At 37.3% G+C, this 22,445-nt stretch carries 15 protein-coding genes; 13 read left to right on the top strand and 2 right to left on the bottom strand.

The window, feature by feature from the left end; all coding sequences use genetic code 11:
* Positions 1 to 8 precede the first annotated feature (8 nt).
* Positions 9 to 1,298, bottom strand: coding sequence for a UPF0164 family protein (locus E4N74_RS08010; protein ID WP_255817195.1), 1,290 nt, complete (start codon positions 1,296 to 1,298; stop codon positions 9 to 11).
* A gap of 142 nt (positions 1,299 to 1,440) precedes the next feature.
* On the opposite strand from E4N74_RS08010, the gene E4N74_RS08005 reads away from it, so the two are divergent.
* The 6 genes from E4N74_RS08005 to E4N74_RS07980 are packed head-to-tail and all read left to right on the top strand — an operon-like array spanning position 1,441 to position 12,893.
* Positions 1,441 to 4,386 carry a hypothetical protein gene (locus E4N74_RS08005; protein ID WP_255817194.1) on the top strand — a complete coding sequence of 982 codons (2,946 nt, stop codon included), beginning with the start codon at positions 1,441 to 1,443 and terminating at the stop codon, positions 4,384 to 4,386.
* On the top strand, positions 4,383 to 8,984 hold the full coding sequence (locus E4N74_RS08000) for a SpoIIE family protein phosphatase (RefSeq protein ID WP_255817193.1): 4,602 nt from the start codon (positions 4,383 to 4,385) through the stop codon (positions 8,982 to 8,984). Before E4N74_RS08005 ends, E4N74_RS08000 begins: the two co-directional genes overlap by 4 nt.
* Positions 8,985 to 8,988: 4 nt before the next feature.
* On the top strand, positions 8,989 to 9,771 hold the full coding sequence (locus E4N74_RS07995) for an ABC transporter ATP-binding protein (RefSeq protein ID WP_255804895.1): 783 nt from the start codon (positions 8,989 to 8,991) through the stop codon (positions 9,769 to 9,771).
* Positions 9,752 to 10,498: an ABC transporter permease gene (locus E4N74_RS07990; protein ID WP_145475338.1), complete on the top strand. Its 747-nt coding sequence runs from the start codon at positions 9,752 to 9,754 to the stop codon at positions 10,496 to 10,498. The genes E4N74_RS07995 and E4N74_RS07990 overlap by 20 nt, the downstream gene beginning before the upstream one ends.
* Entirely contained in the window at positions 10,495 to 11,982 is a 1,488-nt protein-coding gene (locus E4N74_RS07985; RefSeq protein WP_255817192.1) for a GldG family protein, read from the top strand. The genes E4N74_RS07990 and E4N74_RS07985 overlap by 4 nt, the downstream gene beginning before the upstream one ends.
* Complete coding sequence (locus E4N74_RS07980) at positions 11,979 to 12,893, top strand: DUF4340 domain-containing protein (RefSeq protein WP_044977495.1); 915 nt, start codon at positions 11,979 to 11,981, stop codon at positions 12,891 to 12,893. The genes E4N74_RS07985 and E4N74_RS07980 overlap by 4 nt, the downstream gene beginning before the upstream one ends.
* Here E4N74_RS07980 and pyrF read toward each other — a convergent pair.
* Entirely contained in the window at positions 12,883 to 13,785 is a 903-nt protein-coding gene (pyrF, locus tag E4N74_RS07975; protein WP_255817191.1) for an orotidine-5'-phosphate decarboxylase, read from the bottom strand. The two genes, E4N74_RS07980 and pyrF, sit on opposite strands and share 11 nt — an antisense overlap.
* 85 nt (positions 13,786 to 13,870) lie before the next feature.
* Here pyrF and E4N74_RS07970 point away from each other — a divergent pair, with 85 nt between their 5' ends.
* The 7 genes from E4N74_RS07970 to E4N74_RS07940 all read left to right on the top strand — a co-directional run bounded on the left by E4N74_RS07970 (position 13,871) and on the right by E4N74_RS07940 (position 22,440).
* A complete protein-coding gene (locus E4N74_RS07970; RefSeq protein WP_255817190.1) occupies positions 13,871 to 15,583 on the top strand; it encodes a DEAD/DEAH box helicase in 1,713 nt (570 codons plus the stop codon).
* 65 nt (positions 15,584 to 15,648) lie between these two features.
* Positions 15,649 to 16,242: a carboxypeptidase-like regulatory domain-containing protein gene (locus tag E4N74_RS07965; RefSeq protein ID WP_044977490.1), complete on the top strand. Its 594-nt coding sequence runs from the start codon at positions 15,649 to 15,651 to the stop codon at positions 16,240 to 16,242.
* Between the two features lie 27 nt (positions 16,243 to 16,269).
* The gene (locus E4N74_RS07960; protein ID WP_044977488.1) at positions 16,270 to 17,316 is read left to right on the top strand and encodes a dihydroorotase; all 1,047 of its coding nucleotides are present in this window, start codon (positions 16,270 to 16,272) and stop codon (positions 17,314 to 17,316) included.
* 148 nt (positions 17,317 to 17,464) lie between these two features.
* Positions 17,465 to 18,922, top strand: coding sequence for a methylaspartate mutase subunit E (locus tag E4N74_RS07955; protein ID WP_255817189.1), 1,458 nt, complete (start codon positions 17,465 to 17,467; stop codon positions 18,920 to 18,922).
* A gap of 81 nt (positions 18,923 to 19,003) precedes the next feature.
* Positions 19,004 to 20,242, top strand: coding sequence for a methylaspartate ammonia-lyase (locus E4N74_RS07950; protein ID WP_255817188.1), 1,239 nt, complete (start codon positions 19,004 to 19,006; stop codon positions 20,240 to 20,242).
* 243 nt (positions 20,243 to 20,485) lie between these two features.
* Complete coding sequence (locus E4N74_RS07945; RefSeq protein WP_255817187.1) at positions 20,486 to 21,421, top strand: ABC transporter substrate-binding protein; 936 nt, start codon at positions 20,486 to 20,488, stop codon at positions 21,419 to 21,421.
* Positions 21,421 to 22,440, top strand: coding sequence for a FecCD family ABC transporter permease (locus tag E4N74_RS07940; protein WP_044977480.1), 1,020 nt, complete (start codon positions 21,421 to 21,423; stop codon positions 22,438 to 22,440). The genes E4N74_RS07945 and E4N74_RS07940 overlap by 1 nt, the downstream gene beginning before the upstream one ends.
* The last annotated feature ends 5 nt before the right edge of the window (positions 22,441 to 22,445 follow it).

Here is a 22,445-nt window from a genome sequence, read left to right as displayed (position 1 = left end):
GGAGGCTTTTAATCGAGAAACAAGATTTTTTTGATTTCTTCTAAGAGCCGGAGCTGTTGTTCGGCTCTGGCTATGCCTTCTATTGCGGGATCATAGCGTTTGTCTATCGTTAAAATTTCTTTCCAAAGTTCTATAGCTTTTTCGTAGTTTTTATTATTGTACTCTTTTAAAGCTTGAACATATAGCTTTTTTATAGTGCTAAGTTTTTCATCTCTTTTATCCTGACCTAAAAGAAGTTTTACTCCAACGCTGATTCGGCTGATATTTGTAACCTGACTGGACAGGTCCAGGGTATAGTTTGCAGAAATTTGAACATCCGAGATGTTTACTTCTCCTCCCAAGGTAAATCGGGGATTTCCTCCCTTAATGCCGAAACCTGTTAGAAGATTAAAATATTTTGTGATTGAAAACATCAATCCTAAACTTCCATAAGGAAGCCCTGAATTTTTTATGTTTACAACATTTATCCCCTGATTTAAATCTATTCCGAATAAAAAGAAAGAAACCGGACGGTATGCAAAGCCTAGAGAGATATATGAAGGAGGAATGTCTCCTCTTATGGGGGTGCCGAAATTTTTTAAGCTAAGCCCGAAATAAAAATTAGGTTCATCACTGTAAAAAATTTTTGTAACATTGGCCCTTATCATAATTCCAAAGTCTCCAAGAACTGCATATCCGTTTTGTTGTGAAGCATTTTTATATTGAGGGGCTGTGTTATCCGGATCTGCCGGTTCATCTTGTCCTGAAAAAGGAGGCATTGACCTTATGCCGGTTTTTATACTTCCTCCTATAGTTAAGCCCTTAAAATCATATCCTGCCAAAAAATTATAGGCTATATTTGCGGTTAAAAAGGTTTCGCTATAATAGCCTGATGCTTTTTTTTCGCCTAATTTTCCGTATTCGGTAAAGGGAATGTAGAAGCACCTTAGAGATGTTCCCCAGCCCAGATGATTTTTCCTTTGGGTATAGCCTACTGTTTCAAGCTTGGAATCTGCTATCCAGCTGTTATGCAGAACATTCAGTTCAGTCTCTTTTAAAAGAGCACTCGCAGCAGGGTTTGCATCGAAAAAGCTTATATCGTTTGAAAGAGCTGTAAAACTTCCTCCAAGTCCTTCAAAACGGCCTCCTGAGGGGATTAAAAGAGACCTAAATGCCGTTTCACCTTCAAATTTTTGGGTAAAAATATCAAAAACCGACGATACGCCTGCATAAAAATCTGAAATATCGGCAGAAAAAAGGCTGACTTTACAAAAAATGAGAAAAATAATTATGTAAAAGACTTGAAAAAATCTCTTCATATTTATACTATTATATATGAGTTTCGGTTTTTTTTTAAGTACTTTTTAGAGATTTTTGTTAAAAAAAACTATAAAAAGCCGAAAATTGATATAGGAAAGCCTTTAAAATTTTTGTTTTTAAAGTTATCGGTAGGTTTTTTAATTGAATAAAAGACGGTTTATTTTGAGCATTTTAATCGGTATTTTCTCTGTTTCAGCTTTTTCCAAAGGAGCCGCCGAAAAGGATTATGCATCCGCTAATTCTTATTTTGAGGCATCTGAAAATACGGCTACATTGGAAAATATAGTCGAGGTCATAGAAGCTAAACCCGAATCTATAGAAAGCGGAATCAGTCTTGCACGAAAGACGATGAAAAATCAAGCCGAATTTCAGCAGACCTTTCATGAGCTTATAGCGCTTTTAAAAGAAAATCCTAACAATAACATTCAACGGATTGCTATGATCGATAAAATGGAGGCTTTAGAATCGGATATTGATCCTGTGCTTAAAGAATTTTTAGACAAATTAAAAATTTCTTCATTCTATGCAATTTACCGTATCAAGTTTAATGATATTATGAACGAGGGTAATGCTTTAATTAAGTCCCAAAAATATAATGATGCATCTAAAACTTTTGTTAAGGGACTTTCGATGTATGACGGAGAATCTCTCAATGAAGATGAATATAATAGAATAAATAATATTTTAAGCAATTCTCTTGATTCGGTCAAATCCGATACGGAGCAATATGAAAAGACCTATGCCGAATTTATATCCGATTTAAATAAATATGGAAATAAAGCTTTTTCATCCGCTCCGTCTTCAATTGAAAAAGAATTGAACAATTTGAAAAATTCCGCTTCTAGACTCAGAAGCATAACCGGTTCGTTAGTTAGATCCGGCGCGGTTTTAAAGCAAATTTATTCAAATGAAAAAAAAATAAATAGCGATGCTGAAGAAACCATATTACCCTTTGCTTATCGTTTAACTATAGGACGGGATTCGGCAAAAGAGTATGAGGGTATTGAAGGTGCAATGGAAGCTGGGGTATATGAGCCGCTTTACACCTTGCTAGACAGACACTGGGCCGAAATCGAAAGATTATGGTTTGAATCTTGTAATACGTTTAATTTTGAAAATGATATACCAATTCAAAAAAACATATCCTTGATTGAATTTCATTTAAAAAATTTAATAGAAATTTATTCTCTTATCAATACAAGGTCGGATTCGAGGTTTGTAAAAAGTGTAGACACGCAAAGTAAAAAAAGAAATTCTTTTGCAGAGCTGGGCAATATAATAAATTCCACAAAGGAATATTACAGCCGCTTTTTAGTTTTAAGAGAAAAGGTTGAGCGTTCTCCTGAAACGTATACAGGAAGTTCCGATGAATTGCGCAATCCTAATAATGTTAAAATTACGGATTTAAAAGCAAAAATTAAAGAATTGGATGGTATGATTGCATCCATAAATCAATTATCGCAATTTTTATCGGTACATAAAGAAAATGATCTTGCAAAGGAAGAAGAAGTATTACAATCCAAACAAAAATTATTTTTGGATAATTTGGATAAGACCCGCTTAATTTGCTATGAAGAGATTGCAATCATAAATAATAAGTCAGGTAATCAGGCATTGGCTGAAACAAAACAAAGATATGATAATTTTAAAAACGATGTTGATAAGCAAAAAAACGAAAATTCGGATAAAACAACTCCTGCTGAAATTAGAAAAGAATTATTGAGTTTAAATGAGATTGTAAATTTGGATATTCGGCTTTTGAATGATTTTATTAAAAATACCGATCCTTCTGTAGAAGAAACAAGCAAAATATTTGCAGAAAACAAAAACGGTATTGAAAAAACAATTGACTCTCTTAAAAATCTTTCCAGTGTTATAGAGACTGATTTGGCTGATACTGAATCAATACTTTTAAAAATACAGTTGGCAAAAAATGAAGTCGATCTAAGATTTGAAGAGGCAAAAAGAAACTTGGCATCCGGCAATTTTGCTGCGGCCCGCCGAAGTATAGAATTGTCCAGAACAAGAACAAACAACGCTTTGGAGCTTGAAGAGAATTCCGAATATCGTAGTATGACTGATGAAAGGCTTGATAAATTAGGTAAAGAAATCAATGATGCTGAAAATACTGTAGTTGTTAAAGATGTCAGAGAGTATTTGGAAAAAGCAAAAAGAGATTATTTTAACACGGATTTCAGGCAGGCGGAAGAAACTTTAATTTCAGCACGCAGCCGCTGGGCGGTAACTCATGTTGACCCTAACGAAGAAGTTGAGAACTGGCTAACAATTGTAAGTACTGCGGACACCTTAAAGACGGGAAGAACTATTCCAGTTTCGGCACCTCTTTATCCTCAAATGATTCAGCTTTTGAATAATGCCAATCAGCTTTACTTGGATGCGGAGCAAAAAATAAAATCCGGTCAGCAGAAATCCGCTTTAACCGATTTAAATCAAGCGAAAGATAATATAAGACAGGTATTGCTTATATTCCCATATAATGAAATTGCAGGTCAATTAAGCTTAAAAATAGATAAGTTGATAGATCCTGCAAACTTTAATGAACAATTCAGACGGAAAGTTCAAACTATTAGAAATGATTACAAGCGTAATTCTCAACAAGCTTATAGCGAGTTATTGAATTTGTATAGCATAGATAAAAACTTTTCGGGACTTGCAGCCTTAAAGGACGAAATTGAAATTTACTTAGGACTTAAATTCCCTTCTCCAAATCTTAAAGCAATTGCAGAGTCTGCCGATCTTACAAAATCGGCTCAGGCAATATACAATTCAGGTGATAGTCTTTCATTCCCAATTGCAATCCAGCAATTAGATACGGCTATTAAACTTAACCCTCAAAATGTTGATGCGATACAATTAAAGGACTCGATTCAAATGAGTATGGGCGGTGCTGCCGTTATTGTTCTTTCTGCTTCAGATGAAGCAAAATATCAGCAAGCTATTGCCGAGTTACAACGAGGAAATAAAATTATAGCAGCGGCATTGGTTGAACAGCTTATGCAAAGCCCGAATGCAAGAAATTCTGCAAAGGTTAGAGAATTAAAAAAGAGGATAGATGCTTTATTATGATTAAAGGAAAAAAACATTTGAAGAAATTCTTAAACATATTTTTAATGTTCTTATTTTTTATGAGTTTTTTATCGGCAAAAGAATTTTATTGGGAAAGTCCTTCAGTCATAAGCGGAAGGAATGGGCAGTTTCTACAATCGGCTTCAAATGGAAATATTTCAGCATCTGTTTGGGAGGAAGTTGTTAAGTCTTCTGATGATGCAGGTTTAATTTATATTTCGGCAGGTGTATATGCAAATAAAAAATGGATAATAAATGAAAGAATAATTCCTCCTATTTCTTATACTGCAGATATACCATCAATTGCTTCTATAACTGTCGGAAATGATGACAGTATTTTAATTGCATTGGTAAAAAACCGCAACACTATTACTATTTTAAAAAGTACGGACTACGGTAAGACTTATACAGTTAAAAATATTACTACCGAAATATATGATTTATTATCTCCTCAATTATCCGTTGCTTCCAACGGCAATTACCTTATGTTCGTTTCTCATGGTGCTGATGAAAAATTCTCGGTGTTTTTTTCTTCATCTAAAAACGGTTTAGATTGGCCGGATTTTAAAGAATTTGATTTTATAAAAAAAACCGATAGAGTTTTTTTTCCGGCTCATACGGCGGCCGAAAAAAATGATGTTTTGATTTTTCAAGCATTGGATAAGAATGAAAATATAAGTTCCTATCAACTTTTTTCCTCCTTTTCTTCAGATGGAGGTTCTTCGTGGTCAGAACCTATAAGAATAACCGATGATTTTAATTTTAATAATCAAAGACCGAACCTCTTATATATTCGTTCGGAAAAATCTATTTTTCTTGTATGGGAACAATCGCCTTACCGCCGTGAAAAAAGCTCTACCGCCTATGCCGTTTTGGATAATAAGGGAATGCTTACTTCTCCAATTGAAGTGCTGCCGTCCGGTGACGGGACAATATTTAGCCCTAAAGTTATAGCTTATAATAATAAACCTCTTATTGCATGGTCTGAAGACTATAACGGTAAAGCGTCCGTTTTGATTGCAAGAAAAGATGATTCAAACTGGGTAATCGATTCTGTAGAATCTATAACAGGTTCTTTGCTTTTTGTAAATCCTTTTTTTGTTGATGGAAATCTTCATATCCTTTGGCAGGAAGGAATCCGTTCGGCAAAGATAATGCATGTTGAACCTGATTATGAAGTTGGAAAAGCTCAATTGCAGCCTCTGGATTTTGATTCAAAAACTTTAGACGGTAAACAAAAAATTACAATGAAGATTAAATTTCCGAATGACTCATCGGGTGTTGCAGGCTATTCTTATGAATGGACAAAAGATGCTCCTCCCGAATTTGTAGAACCTGTAATTAAAAAATTACCAAATGAATCCGTTTTGGTATATGAGCCCGAAGAAGACGGTTTATGGTATTTGGGTGTGAGGGTTTGCGACTATGCCGGAAATTGGTCTGAGATGTCTACCATTTCTTATGAGAGAGATATAGTTCCTCCTTCGGCCCCAATATTTGATTTATTAGCTTTAGATAAGAGCGGTTTTTTAAAATCAAATACCTTTGATATTCAATGGAATCCGCCTGAATTTGATATAGAAGGAAAACCTGAAACTGCTATAAACGGATATATATGGAATCTTTCTTATTTGGGCACTGTAGATAAATTCCTTTTATATATAAAAAACGCAAACCCATCATTTATAGATGATACCGCTGTGCAAGAAATTTTATCGGATAATTTAAATGCCGAATTAAGCACATCAAAAATAAATTCTACTTTAAACAAAAGAGAATTTAAAAATTATGAAAACGGTCTCTATGCTCTAACTGTTTCCGCTGTAGATGCTTTTGGGAATATAGGTGTCCCCGCTGTAAAGTATTTTGCTTTAAATAAATATATTCCATATACTTATGTTGCAGATATAAATACAGAGCAAAATCTTGACGGCTCCATTTCCCTTTCTATAGTAGGTAAGGGCTTTTCGGCAGGAGGTGCGGTAACTGCTCTTTATATCGATGCAGACGGTTCGCCTCCTTATGATTTAACGATAGATAAAAAAGATTTTTCTATTCTAAGTGATAAACTTATATCGAATATAAAAATAGATTATTTGGATCCCGGAAAATACTATGTGGGACTAATGCACTCAGGTCGCGGAATATACTTTGCCGGAAAAACTATAACCTTTAATGATATAGGAAATATTAAACTGGGAAACTATAAAGATTCATATAAATATAATTGGCTTCTTTCGGCTATGAATTCGGATTTCACGGATTATTTTTTTATTATTTTTTTAACCGTGTTTATTTTACTTGTTATGATTTTTTCGATAACGGGAGTTATTTATTCTATAAAAGAAACTATAAAAATAAAAAATGAGGTAACTGTCTTATTGAGCGGAGGTGCTATGATATTCGGAAAGGAAAAGAAAATATCTGAATTAAAAGTCAGAGGAATGGGATTAAGATTAAAGTTTATTTTGTTTACAACTACTTTGGTAATATCGGTTATTTTAACCTTAGCACTTCCTCTAGGTTCTAGATTTTCTGAAACACAGGAAAGATTGCTGGCTGAAGGCTTGGCTTCAAATACTCAAGTTTTGCTTGAAAGCTTGACATCGGGTGCTAAAGCTTATCTTCCGTCAAAAAATGTATTGGAATTGGGATTTTTGCCTTCGCAGACTTCTGCTCTTAAAGAGGCAAACTTTGCAACAATAACGGGAGTCCATATTGATAATAAAAAAGTAAGCTATAACTTTGTTTGGGCATCCAATGATAGTGATATTATATCCAAAATCGATAGTTCAGAATTTATTATAGGTGAGTCGGAATTATCATTGCCTGATCTTGAACCCGTATATCAAAATCTTGATAAGATAGATGAAGAAGCCCGTGAAAACGTCGGAGAGCTTGCTGAAGAAATACAGTCATTAACAAATACAGCTATGGAAATTGCCTTGAGCACGGATAGTAAATCGATAGAAAGACGAAATGAAATTCAATCTGCGATAAATCAAATGGAAGAAAAACTTAATTCCGAATTGAGCCGGTTAAGTGCAAAAGGTTCAGGTTCTTATCCGGAATTTAATTCAAAAAAATTGTCCAGAGATGTTACAAATTATCTTTTCTATAAACCCATACTTTACAGACAGGCAGGGGATCAATCAAGTTTTATTCATGGTATGGTTTATGTTCAAGTTTCTACAAAAGGATTGATTGAACAAATTGATGAAGCAACTTCTACATTGTATAAAATTATATTATTGATTTCATTGAGTGCTCTTGCTGCAGGTATAGCAGGTGCTTATATCTTGTCTTCGATTATCACGGCACCTATAAAAAAACTTGTTGAACACGTTGCAATGATTTCAGCTACTGAAGATAAAGAACTGCTTGCAGGTAAAGATGTTAAACTTAAAACAAAGGATGAGATAGGTGTTTTAGGAACAACCATAAATGCAATGACAAACGGCCTTGTCGAGGCCGCTGCAGCTTCAAAGGACTTGACTATGGGTAAAGAAATTCAAAAAATGTTTTTACCCCTTGATTTGGATGAGGCTGGAAGAAAACTTACATCCGGAAAGAGTGTAGACGATAATGTAGAATTCTTCGGTTATTATGAAGGTGCCAGAGGCGTTTCCGGGGACTATTTCGACTATATAAAATTGGATGACAGATATTATGCAATTATAAAGTGCGACGTTGCAGGCAAGGGAGTTCCTGCCGCTCTTATAATGGTCGAAGTCGCAACTCTTTTCTTGGACTATTTTAGAGACTGGAGCTATAAAAAGCAGGGACTAAAAATAGATCAGGTTGTATCACGAATAAACGATCTACTGGAATCCAGAGGTTTTAAGGGACGTTTTGCAGCCTTTACCCTTTGTATTATGGATTCGATAAGCGGTAATGTTCATTTTTGTAATGCAGGTGATAATGTTATCAATATTTATGATGCCGCTTTAAAGAAAATGAAAGAAGTTATCTTGACCGAAGTTTCTGCAGCAGGAGTTTTCCCGACTTTTATGATAGATATGAAAGGCGGCTTTAAGGTTGAAACCGTTAAACTAAATCCCGGAGATGTTCTGTTCCTTTACACTGACGGTATTGAAGAAGCCAAACGCTTGTTTAGGAATTCCAAGCTGGAGCCTATTTTATGTGAAGAACCCGGTCTTGAAAAAGATGCCGAACATGAAACTCATAGTGTCGGTCAGGACGGAGAAGAGTTGGGTAAGCCCCGCGTATGCAAGATTATCGAAAGTATCTTTGCCCGAAGTTCTTTTAGCTTAAAAAAATGGCATAACCCGATTGAAAATGAACAATTCGATTTTGATTTTACTAACCTTGAGGGAACAATTGAAGATGCAGTTATAGGTCTTGTTTCAGTCGAAAAAATATTCCGAATGTATCAGGATCCTAAGGCAACCGAGAGGGATATGGTTCAGGTAGATAAGAAAATAGATCTGTTTTTAAATAAACATTTTAGGCAATATCAAACTTATTGCGGACACCGTGTACCGAACACGAGTTATAATGAGTATCTTTATTATACAAATGTAAGAGAAGATCAGCAATACGATGATTTAACTATTTTGGGAGTTAAGAAAAAATAAAATCATGCTCAAAGTACAAAATTTAAGTAAATATTACGGAAGTAGAAAAGCTCCGGTCGTAGGCTGTAAAAATATTTCGTTTGAATTAAAAACAGGTGAAATAACTTCGCTTCTAGGTTTAAACGGTGCCGGCAAAAGCAGTATCATAAACTGCATTTCAGGCTATTATACTCCGGACGAAGGAGGCGCTTTTATAGGCCCATATTCCATATTAAATAACGGCATCGAAGCAAAAAAACTTATAGGCATCCTATATGAGCAAAACCCTCTTTATTCAAATATGACAGTTTATGATTTTTTATATTTTGCAGGTCAAATGCACGGAATAGAAAAAAATAAATTGAATGACGCTTTAAATGAGGTAATCGATTTTTGTGAAATAAATGAAGTAAAAAATAATTCAATTAAAAGTTTGTCTAAGGGCTTTAAGCAGCGTGTAGGGCTTGCTCAAGCTGTTTTACATAATCCTCCTTTGATTATTTTAGATGAACCTGCTTCAGGTTTTGATTCTGTTCAGGTAAAAGATTTTGAAAAAAAAATATTGCATATTGCAAAAGAAAAAACTATTTTGATATGCACCCATGATTTAAGACAAGCTGCAGAGCTTTGCTCAAATCATATTTTACTTAATAAGGGAGAAATAATAGCCGAAGGTAATCTTTTAGAAATAAAAGAACAATTACAGGCTGAAGGCTGTGAGTTTGATTCGGAAATAAATTATTCCGTATTGGAAAAAGCCTTTGAATTTTTTGCGGGGATAAATAAAAATGAATTTAGAAAAAACTGATAAAAAACTTATTTTTTTTATTGCAAAAAAAGAATTTAAGATGATGTATAAAAGTTCTCCTTTTTATGCTTCTTCTCTTTTTTTTCTAACGAGTGCGGGTATTGCTTTCATCGGTTCCGATTCGTGGTTTAACGCAGGCTTGTCGGATCTAAAAACTTTTTTTTTAAACATGCCTATATTGTTTTGCATTGTGATTCCGATGCTGACGATGAGTGTATGGAGTGATGAAAAAAAGCAATTTACCGATAAATTCTTGTTTTCTCTGCCGGTCTCAATACGCTATATTGTATTGGGTAAATATTTAAGCCTTATTTTAAGCTGGTCTATTATGATCGCTTTAAGTCTAGTAATACCGCTTTCCGTTTTTTCATTGGCTTATTTTGATTCCGGTTCTTTTTTTGTTTCTTATATTTCTATGTTTTTATTCGGTACGGGTATTATTTCCATTTCTCTAGGACTTTCGGCTGTAAGCGGTAAATCTGAAATTAATTTTTTGCTTTCATTTTTGACGGTTTTATTTTTTACCCTTATTTACCCTTTAACAAAAAATTTAAATCTTCCGTTATTGCTGAATACGATTATAGGTTATTTTTCTTTTAGCCCTCATTTTGAATCGGCTGCACGGGGACTGTTTGATTCCAGAGACCTTATCTTCTATTTAATTTTAGTTGTTTTAGGAATTGAGTTGAATGTTTTTATTCTAACAAAACAAAGGGATGTAAGATGAAAAAAGAATATAAGTTTCAATTTTTTCTTTTTGTTTTGATGCTTATTTTAATTTCTCTTGTTTCTTCAAAAGTATATTTTAGACTTGATATGACAAAAGAAAAAAATTACACCTTGTCAAATTACACAAAAGAATTATTGGTCAATCTTGAGAGTTCCGTAAAAGTAACTTGGTTTAAAAGTTTAAATGTTGATAGTTTTTTTCCTTCATTAAAATATTTAAATGATATGTTATCGGAATATAAATTATATTCCAAGGGAAATTTTGATGTTGTAGTAACAGATACTTCAAGCCTTTCATCCGATGCAATAAGCAGGATAGGACTTGTTCCGCGTGAAATAGAAGCTCAGGATAATGCCGTAAAGATAATTCATAAATTATATTCGGGTCTTATGGTAGAATATATGGGACAAACAAGAGTTATCCCCTTTATCGACGATATTGATACATTAGAGTATGACCTCGCAAGATTTATTTTGAGTATGAGGGATGATGCTTTGGGGAATACCCAAGCGGAAACAATTTTTCTTATTGCAGATCCTGCTTTGCTTGCAACCGATTATTCTTATGTAATTCTTTGGCTTGAATATGCAGGTTTTAATGTTTTACCTCTGGAATTACCTGTAAACAACATACCCGCCGAGTTTCCGCTTTTGGTTATAGGATCCGATTATATAGATTATTCTTCCGCTGCTGCGATAGATATGTTTTTACAAAAAGAAGGCAAGGCTGTTTTTTTTGTTTCGGGAAATAAGGTTGATGTAAAGGGGTCTTGGAAAGCAACTCCTAAAATAAATGATGCCTTATTGGATGTTCTTTCACATCACGGTTTTTATATAAATGCCGATATGGCCTTGGATTTAATAAATAACTTCCGTATTACGATGTCCCAAGTCGATAATAATGGCACAAAGTTAATCAATTATCCTTTTTGGATTCAGCTTCCTTTAAGCGGTATTAACCGAGACCATCCTATATTTGCAGCTTACAGGTCATTGATTTCTTTTTGGCCTTCTTCAATCGATTTGGATTTAAATAAAAACACCGAGCTTGTTCCTTATGCACTTACAGGTAAAAACTCTTTGACGGTTTTTGATTCTTACAGCACCGATCCTCTTGAAAATCATTTAAAAAAATTTGAAGATGCGTCTTTTAAGCCTTCGGTAATTGTTGCAGGGCAGACAAAGCCTTCCCGTATCTTGGTTATAAGCGATGAATATATGATAAGCAGGGCAATAGATTACACCGGTTCTACATACAATATGGATTTTATGGTAAACTGTTTGGAATATGTTTCTTTAAAAGATAATCTTCTTTTATTAAAAAACAAAAAACATTCTCCTCCGCCCTTTAAACACTTTGAAGATAGGGAAAAAATGACAAGCCTTATATTTAGAGCAAGATTAATTTCTATCATACTTCTTCCTCTTTCTATTTTTATTGTAGGCCTTTGCGTTTTTGTAAAACAAAGGAGATTAAAGTGAAAAACTTTTTTAAACTAAAAAAATATACTCAAATTTTGATTTTTGCAAATATTTTTTTTCTATTAAGTTTGATTTTTTTAAATATTCCAAAAAATGAAGCTAATGTTTTTAACATCTCCTTTGTTTTAAAACAAAATATAGAAAACATATACGAAATTGTTTTTACTATTCCCGATAATTCTCTTCCTCCGCGTTTTAACGAGTTAAGACTTATCAAAAAAAAAGATAAGTTTATTTTAAGTACTCAATCGGGAGAATATAAGGTCCAGCCCGCCTTAATTGAAAGATTTTTTTCGGTTTTAAGTACTAAACAAAATTTTAAATTTGTAAGCAATGACATAAAGCAATATATTAATTTCGGCTTGGATGAAGATCATGCCGCCCGCCTACAGCTATTACGTTCAGATAAAACTATAATAGGTGATTTTGTTTTCGGAAAAAACGATACTCTAGGGATAAACCGTTATGTCCGAATAGATGCCCGAACAAAAATTTTTATTATGCCCGATGTCTTAGCTTCTTTTTTAACCGTAAAAACAAATTTTTGGCTTGACTTACAAATTTATAAATACAGATTTGAAAATAACTCAATTCAACTTATCGAAAAAAACAAACAGCTTATCACCCTTTCGGATAAAAATAAAGAAAAAATTGACGAATTGGAAACATTTTTAAAACAATTTTCATGTATAGATATTTTTCCCGCATTTCCGATTACTAATTCGGAAACTCAAGAGCTTAATTTAACTTTAGGTACGGGAGAAAAAATAAATATTTTTCTTACACCGATGGAGAGCGGCGATTTTATTCTGTTTGATTCAGGCTTCAGTAATTCTTATGTCATAAGCGGATACACAAAACGCCGCATCGATTCCATTTTAGATTCTATTTTTGAAGATTCTAAAAACTGATGCTGTTAATTGCAGTATCGGTTAGAAGTTTTTCGATATTGTTTATACAAAGCTCCAAATAGTTTTCAGGCACAGGTGCTTTTTTCCAAGGATGGGTTAAGGCACTTGAACTGTTTATTCGTATAAGGGATAAATCGCAGCCTGTATTTTTAAGAACTTCCATTACCGTTTTTGCATCCCCTCCTTGGGAGCCGACTCCCGGAATCAGCATGGGAACCTCTCCTGCTTGAGCATAAATATCTGAAATTACTCTTAGCTCTTCCATTCCCGTAGCTCCTACAACGGCCCCCGTTCCCGGAAATTCCTTTGCATAAAAAGCAATTTTTTTTGCAACATGGATATAAAGCTCCGAATTATTTTTGCCTTCAGAATCCGTTTTAAGATTTTGAAAATCCTTTGCCCCGGGATTACTTGTCCGGTTTAAAATATAAGCTCCCTTATTCGAATATTTTTCAGAAATAAAAGGAAGAATAGAATCGCTTCCCATGTAGGGACTTACCGTTAAAGCATCCGCCTTCCAGCCGTCAAATGCTTCGATAGCATAGTTAAGACTGGAGCGGGCAATATCTCCACGCTTTGAATCGAGGATCACAGGAATGCCGGAAAATTTTTTTTCGATTAGGGATAAAATTTCTGCAAGGCTTTCAGAACCAGAAAAATCCTTTTCTCTGGGTTTATCAAGAGCCGAATAATAACCTATATTCGGTTTAAAAGCTGCCGGAACTAAATTTCTTTCCTGCATCTTATCTAAAAGCTCTTTAAAAAAGTTTACAAGATTATCCTTTACTCTTCCCGTTTTATTTGGAACAGCTTCAAAAATAGGGTCTAAGCCCATACATGCGCAGTTATTTGTTTTTTCTGTCGAAGTTTTTAATAAATCGATGTAGTTCATATACGAGTAAGTTTAGCCTAAAACGGAAAATGTGTCAATTTGAGCTATAGATTTTTTCTTACGAATTTATTATATTTAAAAAATTATGTTAATTACTTTTAAAGAACTGGGACTTGACGATATAGTCCTGCAAGCAGTTGAAGCCAAGGGTTTTGAAGAACCTACTCCTATTCAGGTTTTGGCTATTCCCCGTCTTCTTTCAGGAGAAGCAAATGTTATCGCTAAGGCCCGGACAGGAACGGGAAAGACGGCCGCTTTCGGCCTTCCTCTTGTGCAGGAGCTGCGTTCAAATACCGGAAAGGTGAGAGCCCTTATTTTAGTTCCTACCAGAGAGCTTGCCGTTCAAGTTGCCGGTGAACTTGAGTCTTTTAGGATTGAAGAATATCCCCGTATCACAACCGTTTACGGTGGAGCGGCGATAGGCCCTCAACTCAGAAGTCTAAAAACCGGCGTTGAAATAGTTGTAGGAACACCCGGCCGCGTAATGGATCATCTTGAACGGGGCTCCCTAAAAATTGAAGATATAGAATATTTTATTTTGGATGAAGCCGATGAGATGCTTAATATGGGCTTTATCGAAGACATAGAAAATATCTTTTCAAAGGCAAATCCTGAAGCCCGTGTTTTAATGTTTTCGGCTACAATGCCCAAGCAGATACTGAGCATAGCTTCCGACTTTATGGGCGACTATGAAATTGTCGAAGAGGAACCTCAAGAAGAAAGAGCTTCTTTAACGGAACAATTTTTTTGGGTCGTAAGGGAAGGAGATAAAACCGAAGCCCTTGTCCGTCTTATAGATACAAGCCCTGACTTTTACGGCCTCGTATTTTGCCAAACAAAAATCGATGCCGATGATGTTGCAAAGGAGCTTGACGAAAGGCATTATGAAGCTGCCGCCCTCCACGGAGATATTCCTCAAAGCCAAAGGGAAAAAATATTGGAACGCTTTAGATCGAAAAAGACCCGCATTTTGGTCGCAACAGATGTAGCCGCACGGGGTATAGACATCGAAGGCATTTCCCATGTTGTAAACTATGCAATTCCTTATGACGGGCCGACCTATACCCACCGTATAGGAAGAACGGGACGAGCCGGAGCGGCAGGGATTGCCGTCAGCTTTGTACGGCCTAATGAGGTAAAAAGAATAGAGTACCTGCGCAAGCATGCCCGCGGAGAATTAAAAGAAGGTAAAATTCCTTCAATCGAGCAAGTCATCGAAATCAAACGTACACGTATCTTAAAAGAGACGGCTGCCCAAATCGAAAAAAAGATGAATGAAGAAAAACCTGAACAGGGCTTTGCCGCCTTTGCAAATAAGCTCACCGAATACGGAGATGCCCAAACAGTCCTCTCCTTTATTCTTCAAATGCAGTACGGCTCATTTTTATCGCCTGCACATTATAAAACAATAAAGCCTGTGCGCTCCGAAGGGAGGGCTCGAAAATCGGATGACGATTCTTTGCGCCTTTATATAGGTGTAGGCCGAAAGGACGGCATTACAAAGCGCAAACTTGCCGAAATGCTAAGCCGTCTTCTTTCAATACCTGAGAGGCTTGTAGATGATATAGAGGTTATGGATAAGTTTTCCCTTGCGACAATGCCTAAAAATGCCGCAAATGATGCTCTGCGCCTTTGTAAAAAGAAAAGAGGCCTGCCTCATATGCATATTGACATAAAAAGCGAAAGCCCCAAATCTTCGGGCCGTATCGGCAAAGGCAAACTAGGGCAAAAACGGAAAAACGGAACACAAAGGAAAAAAGAAAGTCTAGGTTCCGCCTCAAAGTATAAGCGGAAATAGTTTTTGTTTTTGCCTTGACAATATTCTATTCTATACGCTATAATCTAAATCACAGGAGTTGTTTTATGAGTGTTATAAAAGGAATTGTGCAGGATAGAAATAAACAGCCTGTCGGTTATGCTAAAGTTGCTCTTTTAACGGAGAGGTTTGAAGTTATCATCAGCGGTGAAGCTGATGAAGCAGGCTGTTTCCGTTTGGAAGCTGAATCAAAAAAGTATCCTTATTTTATCGCTTCAAAAGGATTTCATCAAAAATTTCTTGATTTTTGGGGTTACAATATAGATTTACGAAATGACCTTGAGATAAACCCTGTGCTTGGTAAAACAGAAATTTTTAGTTTGATATTTTTCCCTTCTTTGGATACGGATAATACTATGATGGTTTATTTTAGGCCAATGAGCTTAAAACTTATTTTAGAAGAACAAAAATCTATAGCTCCGGAGCTGAGCACCGATGATATAACCGTTTCCATCAACGGAGATTTTTATGAAATTATTACAATGAGGGTTATAAGCGAAACGGTTAATAAAGGAGTTGAACCTATAAAGGCCTATGCCTTAAAAATAATGTTGGATGGTATTGAATTCGACGGAAAAAATAAACTTGAAATAAGTGTTATAAAAGATGACGGGTACGGCGAAGCCGTTTTATTTTTCTAAATATAGGTTTTTAAATAAGATTGATTTATGATAGATTCCCATGTTCATCTTAGAGACGGTCTTTTGTCCGAAAAAGAAACCATAGTCCATGCTTTGTCCTTAGCCTGCCCCGCAGGTTTTACGGCTTTCTTTGATATGCCGAATACAAATCCTCCGCTTACATCCGGAAAAGCCGTCCTTGACAGGTTTGCCCTTGCAGAAAAATCCATAAAGGAGGCGGGCTTTCCTGCCTTTTACGGCGTTTACGGGGGGCTTACTTCAGATTCTTTACAGATAGAAGAGATGGTTTTGTTCTACAAAAAAAATTTTCCTAGAATAGTCGGCTTTAAAATGTTTGCTGGCCATTCGACCGGAAACATGGGCATAGTTGAAAAAGAAGAGCAGAGGAAAGTCTATGCCTCTCTTAAAAAATTCGATTACAGGGGTGTTCTTGCAATTCATTGCGAAAAAGAAAGCCTTATGAATAATTCTATCTTTGATATTGAAAATCCTCTTACTTACAGCCTTGCCCGCCCTCCCATTGCCGAAACCGAATCCATAAAGGATCAGATTGAACTTATGCAAAGCGAGGGTTTTAAGGGACACCTTCATGTCTGTCACATAAGTACAAAAGAGGGCATAAGGCTCGTTTCCGAGGCAAAAAAAAGAGGCCTTAACATTTCGTGCGGGGCTACGGCTCATCACGCCCTCTTAAACACTGATGCTTATAAAAAATCGGGTATCTTTGTAAAGATGAACCCTCCCTTGCGTGAAAAAGAAGAGCAAGAAGCCGTGTTTAGCTCTCTTATCTCAGGCGGGGTTGATTGGATTGAAAGCGACCACGCCCCCCATACATATGAAGATAAGAAAAAGGGAGCTTCAGGTATTCCGGGATTTGCCGGTTCGCTGATTCTTTTAAAAGAACTACGTAAGGCCGGCTGCTCCGAAAAAAGGCTGGACGAACTTTGCGGCAAGGCCGTAAACCGGATTTTTAAACTTAATTTGGCTTATAAAGTTCCCTCAAATACCGAAATTGAAGCTTCTCTTCCAAGTTTAAGAGCCGGCTATCCCTTTGATGCCTTTGAGTTTATGTAATTTCTTTTTTTATTTTGCTTGCTATTTTCTTTGCGAAGTTTAGCGCAAACTCAACAGTTCCCTGCGGTTCAATTAAAAAACCGTATCCCCTCTTGAAGCTATATCATCCTTGTGATACAATGAAATACTGTACTTTAGGAGCAAGAGTATGAGATGGAAGAATAAAAAAATACCCGAAGGGGAGTTTATGGAGATGAGAGAAGAGATTCTCCAAACATGGCCCACGGGAAAGGATGTTGACTTAAAAGAGTCTATCGATTATTTAAAGAAGATCCCGCCTGAAAAAAACTTTGCAATCAAACTTGAACAAGCGGACAAAGAAGGTATCACTACGGCCCAGCCGCGAGCCGGTGTTCCCCTTTTGGATGAACACATCAATCTATTGAAGTTTTTACAGGATGAAGGAGGCGCCGACTTTTTACCGAGCACCATTGACGCTTATACGCGTCAAAACCGGTATGAAGAAGGAGAGGCCGGTATTGAAGCTTCAAAGAGGGCAGGGCGCTCTCTTATGAACGGTTTTCCTGCCGTAAACTGGGGTGTAGGCCCATGCCGCCAAGTTTTGGAAGCTGTAAATCTTCCCTTGCAGGCAAGACACGGAACCCCCGATGCCCGTCTTCTTTCCGAGATCATTCATGCCGGAGGTTATACCTCGAACGAAGGCGGTGGAATAAGCTATAATGTTCCCTATGCAAAAGCCGTTTCAATCGAACACAGCATCATGTGTTGGCAATATGCCGACCGCCTCGTAGGATTTTATGAAGAAAACGGAGTTCACCTTAACAGAGAACCCTTCGGCCCTCTTACAGGAACCCTCGTTCCTCCTTCGGTTGCTATTGCAGTAGGCGTTATCGAAGCCCTATTGGCCGCAGAGCAGGGTGTAAAGAGCATTACCGTAGGTTACGGTATGTGCGGAAACATGACGCAAGACGTTGCAGCCGTTATTTCTTTAAGAGAAATTACAAAGGACTACATGAAAAAATTCGGCTACAAGGATATGTGCATTACCACGGTTTTCCATCAATGGATGGGAGGCTTCCCTGCCGATGAGTCCAGGGCATACGGCCTTATTTCATTGGGAAGTACCACGGCTGCCCTTTCCGGAGCTACAAAGGTAATCGTTAAGACCCCGCATGAAGCTTTCGGTATTCCTACCAAAGAAGCGAATGCAGGAGGTATAAAGGCTACTAAGATGGTTCTAAACCTTTTGAAGGGACAGCGTTATCCCGATTCAAGGGTACTCGCTCAAGAGATTGAGCTTATCAAGGCAGAAACAAAGTGTATTATGGACAGAGTTTATGAAATAGGAGGCGGCGACTTGGTTGAAGGCACTATCAAGGCCTTTGAAGCCGGTGTAATCGACATTCCATTTGCTCCCTCCCAGTACAATGCCGGAAAGGTAATGCCTGCCCGAGACAATGACGGATGTATCCGCTATCTGATGCCGGGAAATCTTCCCTTTACAAAGGACATTCTCGACTTTAACAGGGAAAAACTTGAAGAAAGGGCCAAGGCCGATAAGAGGGAGGTTGACTTCCAAATGTCGGTTGATGACGTTTATGCCGTAAGTTCCGGCGTTCTCGTAGGAAGACCGGCTAAACACTAAAATTATCTTAGGAATTAGGAGATTCGATAAACATTCCGGCTTGAGATACAAGCCGGAATGTTTATCTAAGGAGTATTAAAGATGAAAATTATTGATGTTGTTTGCGCAGAAGGCAAAACAGGTTTTTATTTTGATGACCAAAAGGCTATCAAAATGGGTGCAGGACATGACGGATTTTTTTATACTGGAAAACCCGTAACCGAGGGCTTTACCTCAATCAGACAAGCAGGCGAAGCTATTTCCGTTATGTTTATTCTTGAAGACGGACAGGTCGCTTATGGAGACTGTGCTGCAGTACAGTATTCCGGAGCCGGCGGACGCGATCCTCTCTTTTTGGCAAAGGACTTTATCCCCGTAATTGAAAAGGATATAAAGCCCCTCTTTGTAGGAAAAGAAATTACAAACTTCAGAGAGATGGCTAAGACCTTTGAAGAGCACAAGGTAAACGGAAAAAGAATGCATACGGCTTTACGCTACGGCATATCTCAAGCTATTCTCGATGCCGTTGCAAAGTCTCAGCACATAACGATGGCCGAAGTTGTTGTAAAAGAATACAAAACAGGCTGCCAAATAAAGAGAATCCCGATCTTTACCCAGTCCGGCGATGACCGCTACTTAAATGCCGATAAGATGATTATCAAACAGGCAGAAGTTCTTCCCCACGGTCTTTTTAACAATGTTGAAGAAAAAACCGGTAAAAACGGAGAAAAACTTTTAGAATATGTCAAGTGGCTCAAAAACAGGGTCGAAACTATGAGAACCCGCAAGGACTACAATCCCATCTTCCATATTGACGTATACGGTACAATTGGAGACTTTACAAATAACGATGTTCCCAAGATGACAGCTTATCTTAAAACACTGGAAGCTGCTGCTTCTCCCTTTAAACTTAGAATCGAAGGCCCCATGGATATGGGAGACAGGGAAAAGCAAATGAAGGCGCTGGCAGCTCTCACAAAGAGCCTTGACGATAACGGCGTAAAGGTAGAGCTTGTTGCAGATGAATGGTGTAACACCCTTGAAGACATTCAATACTTTGCAGATAACCGCGCAGGCCACATGATTCAGATTAAGACCCCCGACCTTGGCGGAATTAACAACACGATTGAAGCTATTCTTTACTGCAAGGAAAAGGGAGTAGGTGCCTATTGCGGAGGCACATGTAACGAAACCAACCGCTCGGCAGAGGTTATCGTAAACTGTTCCGTTGCAGCCGGAGCTGCCCAGCAGCTTGCAAAACCCGGTATGGGTGTTGACGAAGGCTATATGATCATCAATAACGAGATGAACAGAATCGTTGCCTTAGCCAATAGGAAATAAGTTGTTTAGTAATTGCGATAAACAGCTTGGCAGGAATTCGGCCTAGCTGTTTATCTATGATTATTTATTAGGAGTTTCGATAAACATTACGGCTTGAAATACAAGCCTCCATGTTTATCTTCGAGTTTGCCTTGCAGGCAAACATCGTGTTATTGTATGTAGTTTTGCATTCCGCAAAACTACTCGAAAAAACTTTTTTCAGGATTTGATAATCCTTCAAAAACTTTTTTAAGGAGTAGGTTTATGAAGAATTTTAAGAAAGTCTTCTTTGTGCTGGCCATGCTTTTGGCTGCCGGCACCATGGTTTTTGCAGGAGGCGCAAAAGAATCAAGCCTTCCCTCGATTGATTTAACGATGGACAGGGCAGGTGCTCCGATTACTTTACCTGCAAAGGTAGAAAGAATTGTTTCGATGGCTCCGTCCACCACGGAAATCCTTATCGATTTGGGTCTTGCCGACAAGATTATTGCCGCCGATACCAACACCCAAAAGGACGGGCTTTTAAAACAGGATATCCCATATTTCGATATGATGAAGCCCGATGCGGAAAAACTTATCGCCCTAAAACCGGATGTAGTTTTTATTTCGGGTATGTCAAATTCAAAGGGAACTACGCCTTTTTCTCCTTTAATTGATGCGGGTATCTGTGTTGTCAACATTCCCTCATCCTCGAGTATCGATGCTATTTATCTTGATATTGCATACATAGCTGCCGTCGTAAAACAAGAAGGAAAGGGAGCAAAAATTATTGCAAACATGAAAAAGGAAATTGAAGCTATCCGAAAGAAAGGTGCTTCTATTGCTGAAGATAAAAAGAAAACCGTTTACTTTGAAATAGGGGCCGCTCCTTATATGTACAGCTTAGGTACCGGAACCTTTATCAATGAGATGATCGAAATCATAGGAGCTAAAAACATTTTTGCCGATCAAAAAAATTGGATAGCCGTTTCAGAAGAAATGGTTTTGGCTAAGGATCCCGATATAATTTTGACGAATGTAAGTTATATTCCTAATCCCATTGATGAAATAATGGCCAGATCGGGATGGACTTCCCTTAAAGCCGTAAAGGGCAAAAAGGTTTTCGGCATAGACAATAATTCTTCTTCAAGACCGAATCATAACATTATAAAGGCCTTAAAAGAAATGGCTAAAGCCGTTTATCCTGAAATTTATAAATAATGAAACTTCAATTCAAGCTTGCAGGCTCGGTTGCAGCCTGCATCCTTGTTCTCATCTTGGGGGTAGGAATAGGCTCGGTCTTTGTTCCGCCCCAAGATATTATCAAAATCATCTTTTCAAAAATAGCTCAAAAAGAAATTTACGGTATTCAAGAAACCTTTGCTGCAATAGTTTGGAACGTGAGGCTGCCTAGGGTTCTGGTTGCTTTTTTGGCAGGCGGGTCCCTTGCCGTAAGCGGTGCTGTAATGCAAAGCATCTTAAAAAACCCTTTAGCTTCTTCTTACACTATGGGCGTCTCATCGGGAGCGGCTCTCGGAGCGGCCATTGTAATTTTGACGGGCTTTTTTCTTCCTTTGATACCTGCATTTACTCTTCCCCTTGCAGGAACAATTGCAGGCCTTTTTACGGTTTATGTTTCAGTAAAATTTGCATCTTTGATCGATAAAAATTTTGAAAACTCTACAATCATTTTGACCGGTATAGTTTTTTCTCTTTTTATAAACGGAGTTATAACCGTCATAATTGCTCTTAACCGGAATGGAATGGCCCGTCTCATATTTTGGCAGATGGGGAGTTTTGCAGGCCAGAATATAAAGAACTTTAATCTATTACTGCCGATCTGCGCAGCCGGAACTTTTATTCTTACAGCCCTTTCAAACGAGATGGATTTACTTACATTCGGCGAAGAGCAGGCTAAGACTATGGGTGTAGATACAAAAAAAGTTAAATGGACTCTTTTGTTTTTGGCCTCTGCCCTTACGGGAACCGTAATTTCCTTTGCAGGCATAATCGGGTTTATCGATTTGATTTCTCCTCATATCGTAAGAAAAATATTCGGAGCGAAGCATAAGATAGTGATTCCCATGTCGTTTTGTATAGGAGGCACTGCAATGGTTCTATGCGATATGACGGCAAGAACTGTTATGTCCCCCCAAGAGCTTCCGGTGGGTGCAATCACGGCCCTCGCCGGTGCTCCGTTTTTTTTCTATGTTTATTTTAAGGGACGGAGGAGAAATTAAATCTT

This window comes from Treponema putidum (assembly GCF_024401155.1).
Lineage (GTDB): Bacteria > Spirochaetota > Spirochaetia > Treponematales > Treponemataceae > Treponema_B > Treponema_B putidum.
The sequence above is the reverse complement of the archived record's forward strand: the minus strand, read 5'-3'. Positions and strand labels throughout refer to the sequence as shown.

What these genes read in the sequence shown, in the direction of transcription:
- E4N74_RS07995 (WP_255804895.1), top strand. Translation starts at nt 8,989, where the DNA reads ATGCTCAAAGTACAAAATTTAAGTAAATATTACGGAAGTAGAAAAGCT.
- pyrF (WP_255817191.1), bottom strand. Translation starts at nt 13,785, where the DNA reads ATGAACTACATCGATTTATTAAAAACTTCGACAGAAAAAACAAATAAC.
- E4N74_RS07965 (WP_044977490.1), top strand. Translation starts at nt 15,649, where the DNA reads ATGAGTGTTATAAAAGGAATTGTGCAGGATAGAAATAAACAGCCTGTC.
- E4N74_RS07970 (WP_255817190.1), top strand. Translation starts at nt 13,871, where the DNA reads ATGTTAATTACTTTTAAAGAACTGGGACTTGACGATATAGTCCTGCAA.
- E4N74_RS07955 (WP_255817189.1), top strand. Translation starts at nt 17,465, where the DNA reads ATGAGATGGAAGAATAAAAAAATACCCGAAGGGGAGTTTATGGAGATG.
- E4N74_RS07990 (WP_145475338.1), top strand. Translation starts at nt 9,752, where the DNA reads ATGAATTTAGAAAAAACTGATAAAAAACTTATTTTTTTTATTGCAAAA.
- E4N74_RS07985 (WP_255817192.1), top strand. Translation starts at nt 10,495, where the DNA reads ATGAAAAAAGAATATAAGTTTCAATTTTTTCTTTTTGTTTTGATGCTT.
- E4N74_RS08000 (WP_255817193.1), top strand. Translation starts at nt 4,383, where the DNA reads ATGATTAAAGGAAAAAAACATTTGAAGAAATTCTTAAACATATTTTTA.
- E4N74_RS07960 (WP_044977488.1), top strand. Translation starts at nt 16,270, where the DNA reads ATGATAGATTCCCATGTTCATCTTAGAGACGGTCTTTTGTCCGAAAAA.
- E4N74_RS07945 (WP_255817187.1), top strand. Translation starts at nt 20,486, where the DNA reads ATGAAGAATTTTAAGAAAGTCTTCTTTGTGCTGGCCATGCTTTTGGCT.
- E4N74_RS07940 (WP_044977480.1), top strand. Translation starts at nt 21,421, where the DNA reads ATGAAACTTCAATTCAAGCTTGCAGGCTCGGTTGCAGCCTGCATCCTT.
- E4N74_RS07950 (WP_255817188.1), top strand. Translation starts at nt 19,004, where the DNA reads ATGAAAATTATTGATGTTGTTTGCGCAGAAGGCAAAACAGGTTTTTAT.
- E4N74_RS08010 (WP_255817195.1), bottom strand. Translation starts at nt 1,298, where the DNA reads ATGAAGAGATTTTTTCAAGTCTTTTACATAATTATTTTTCTCATTTTT.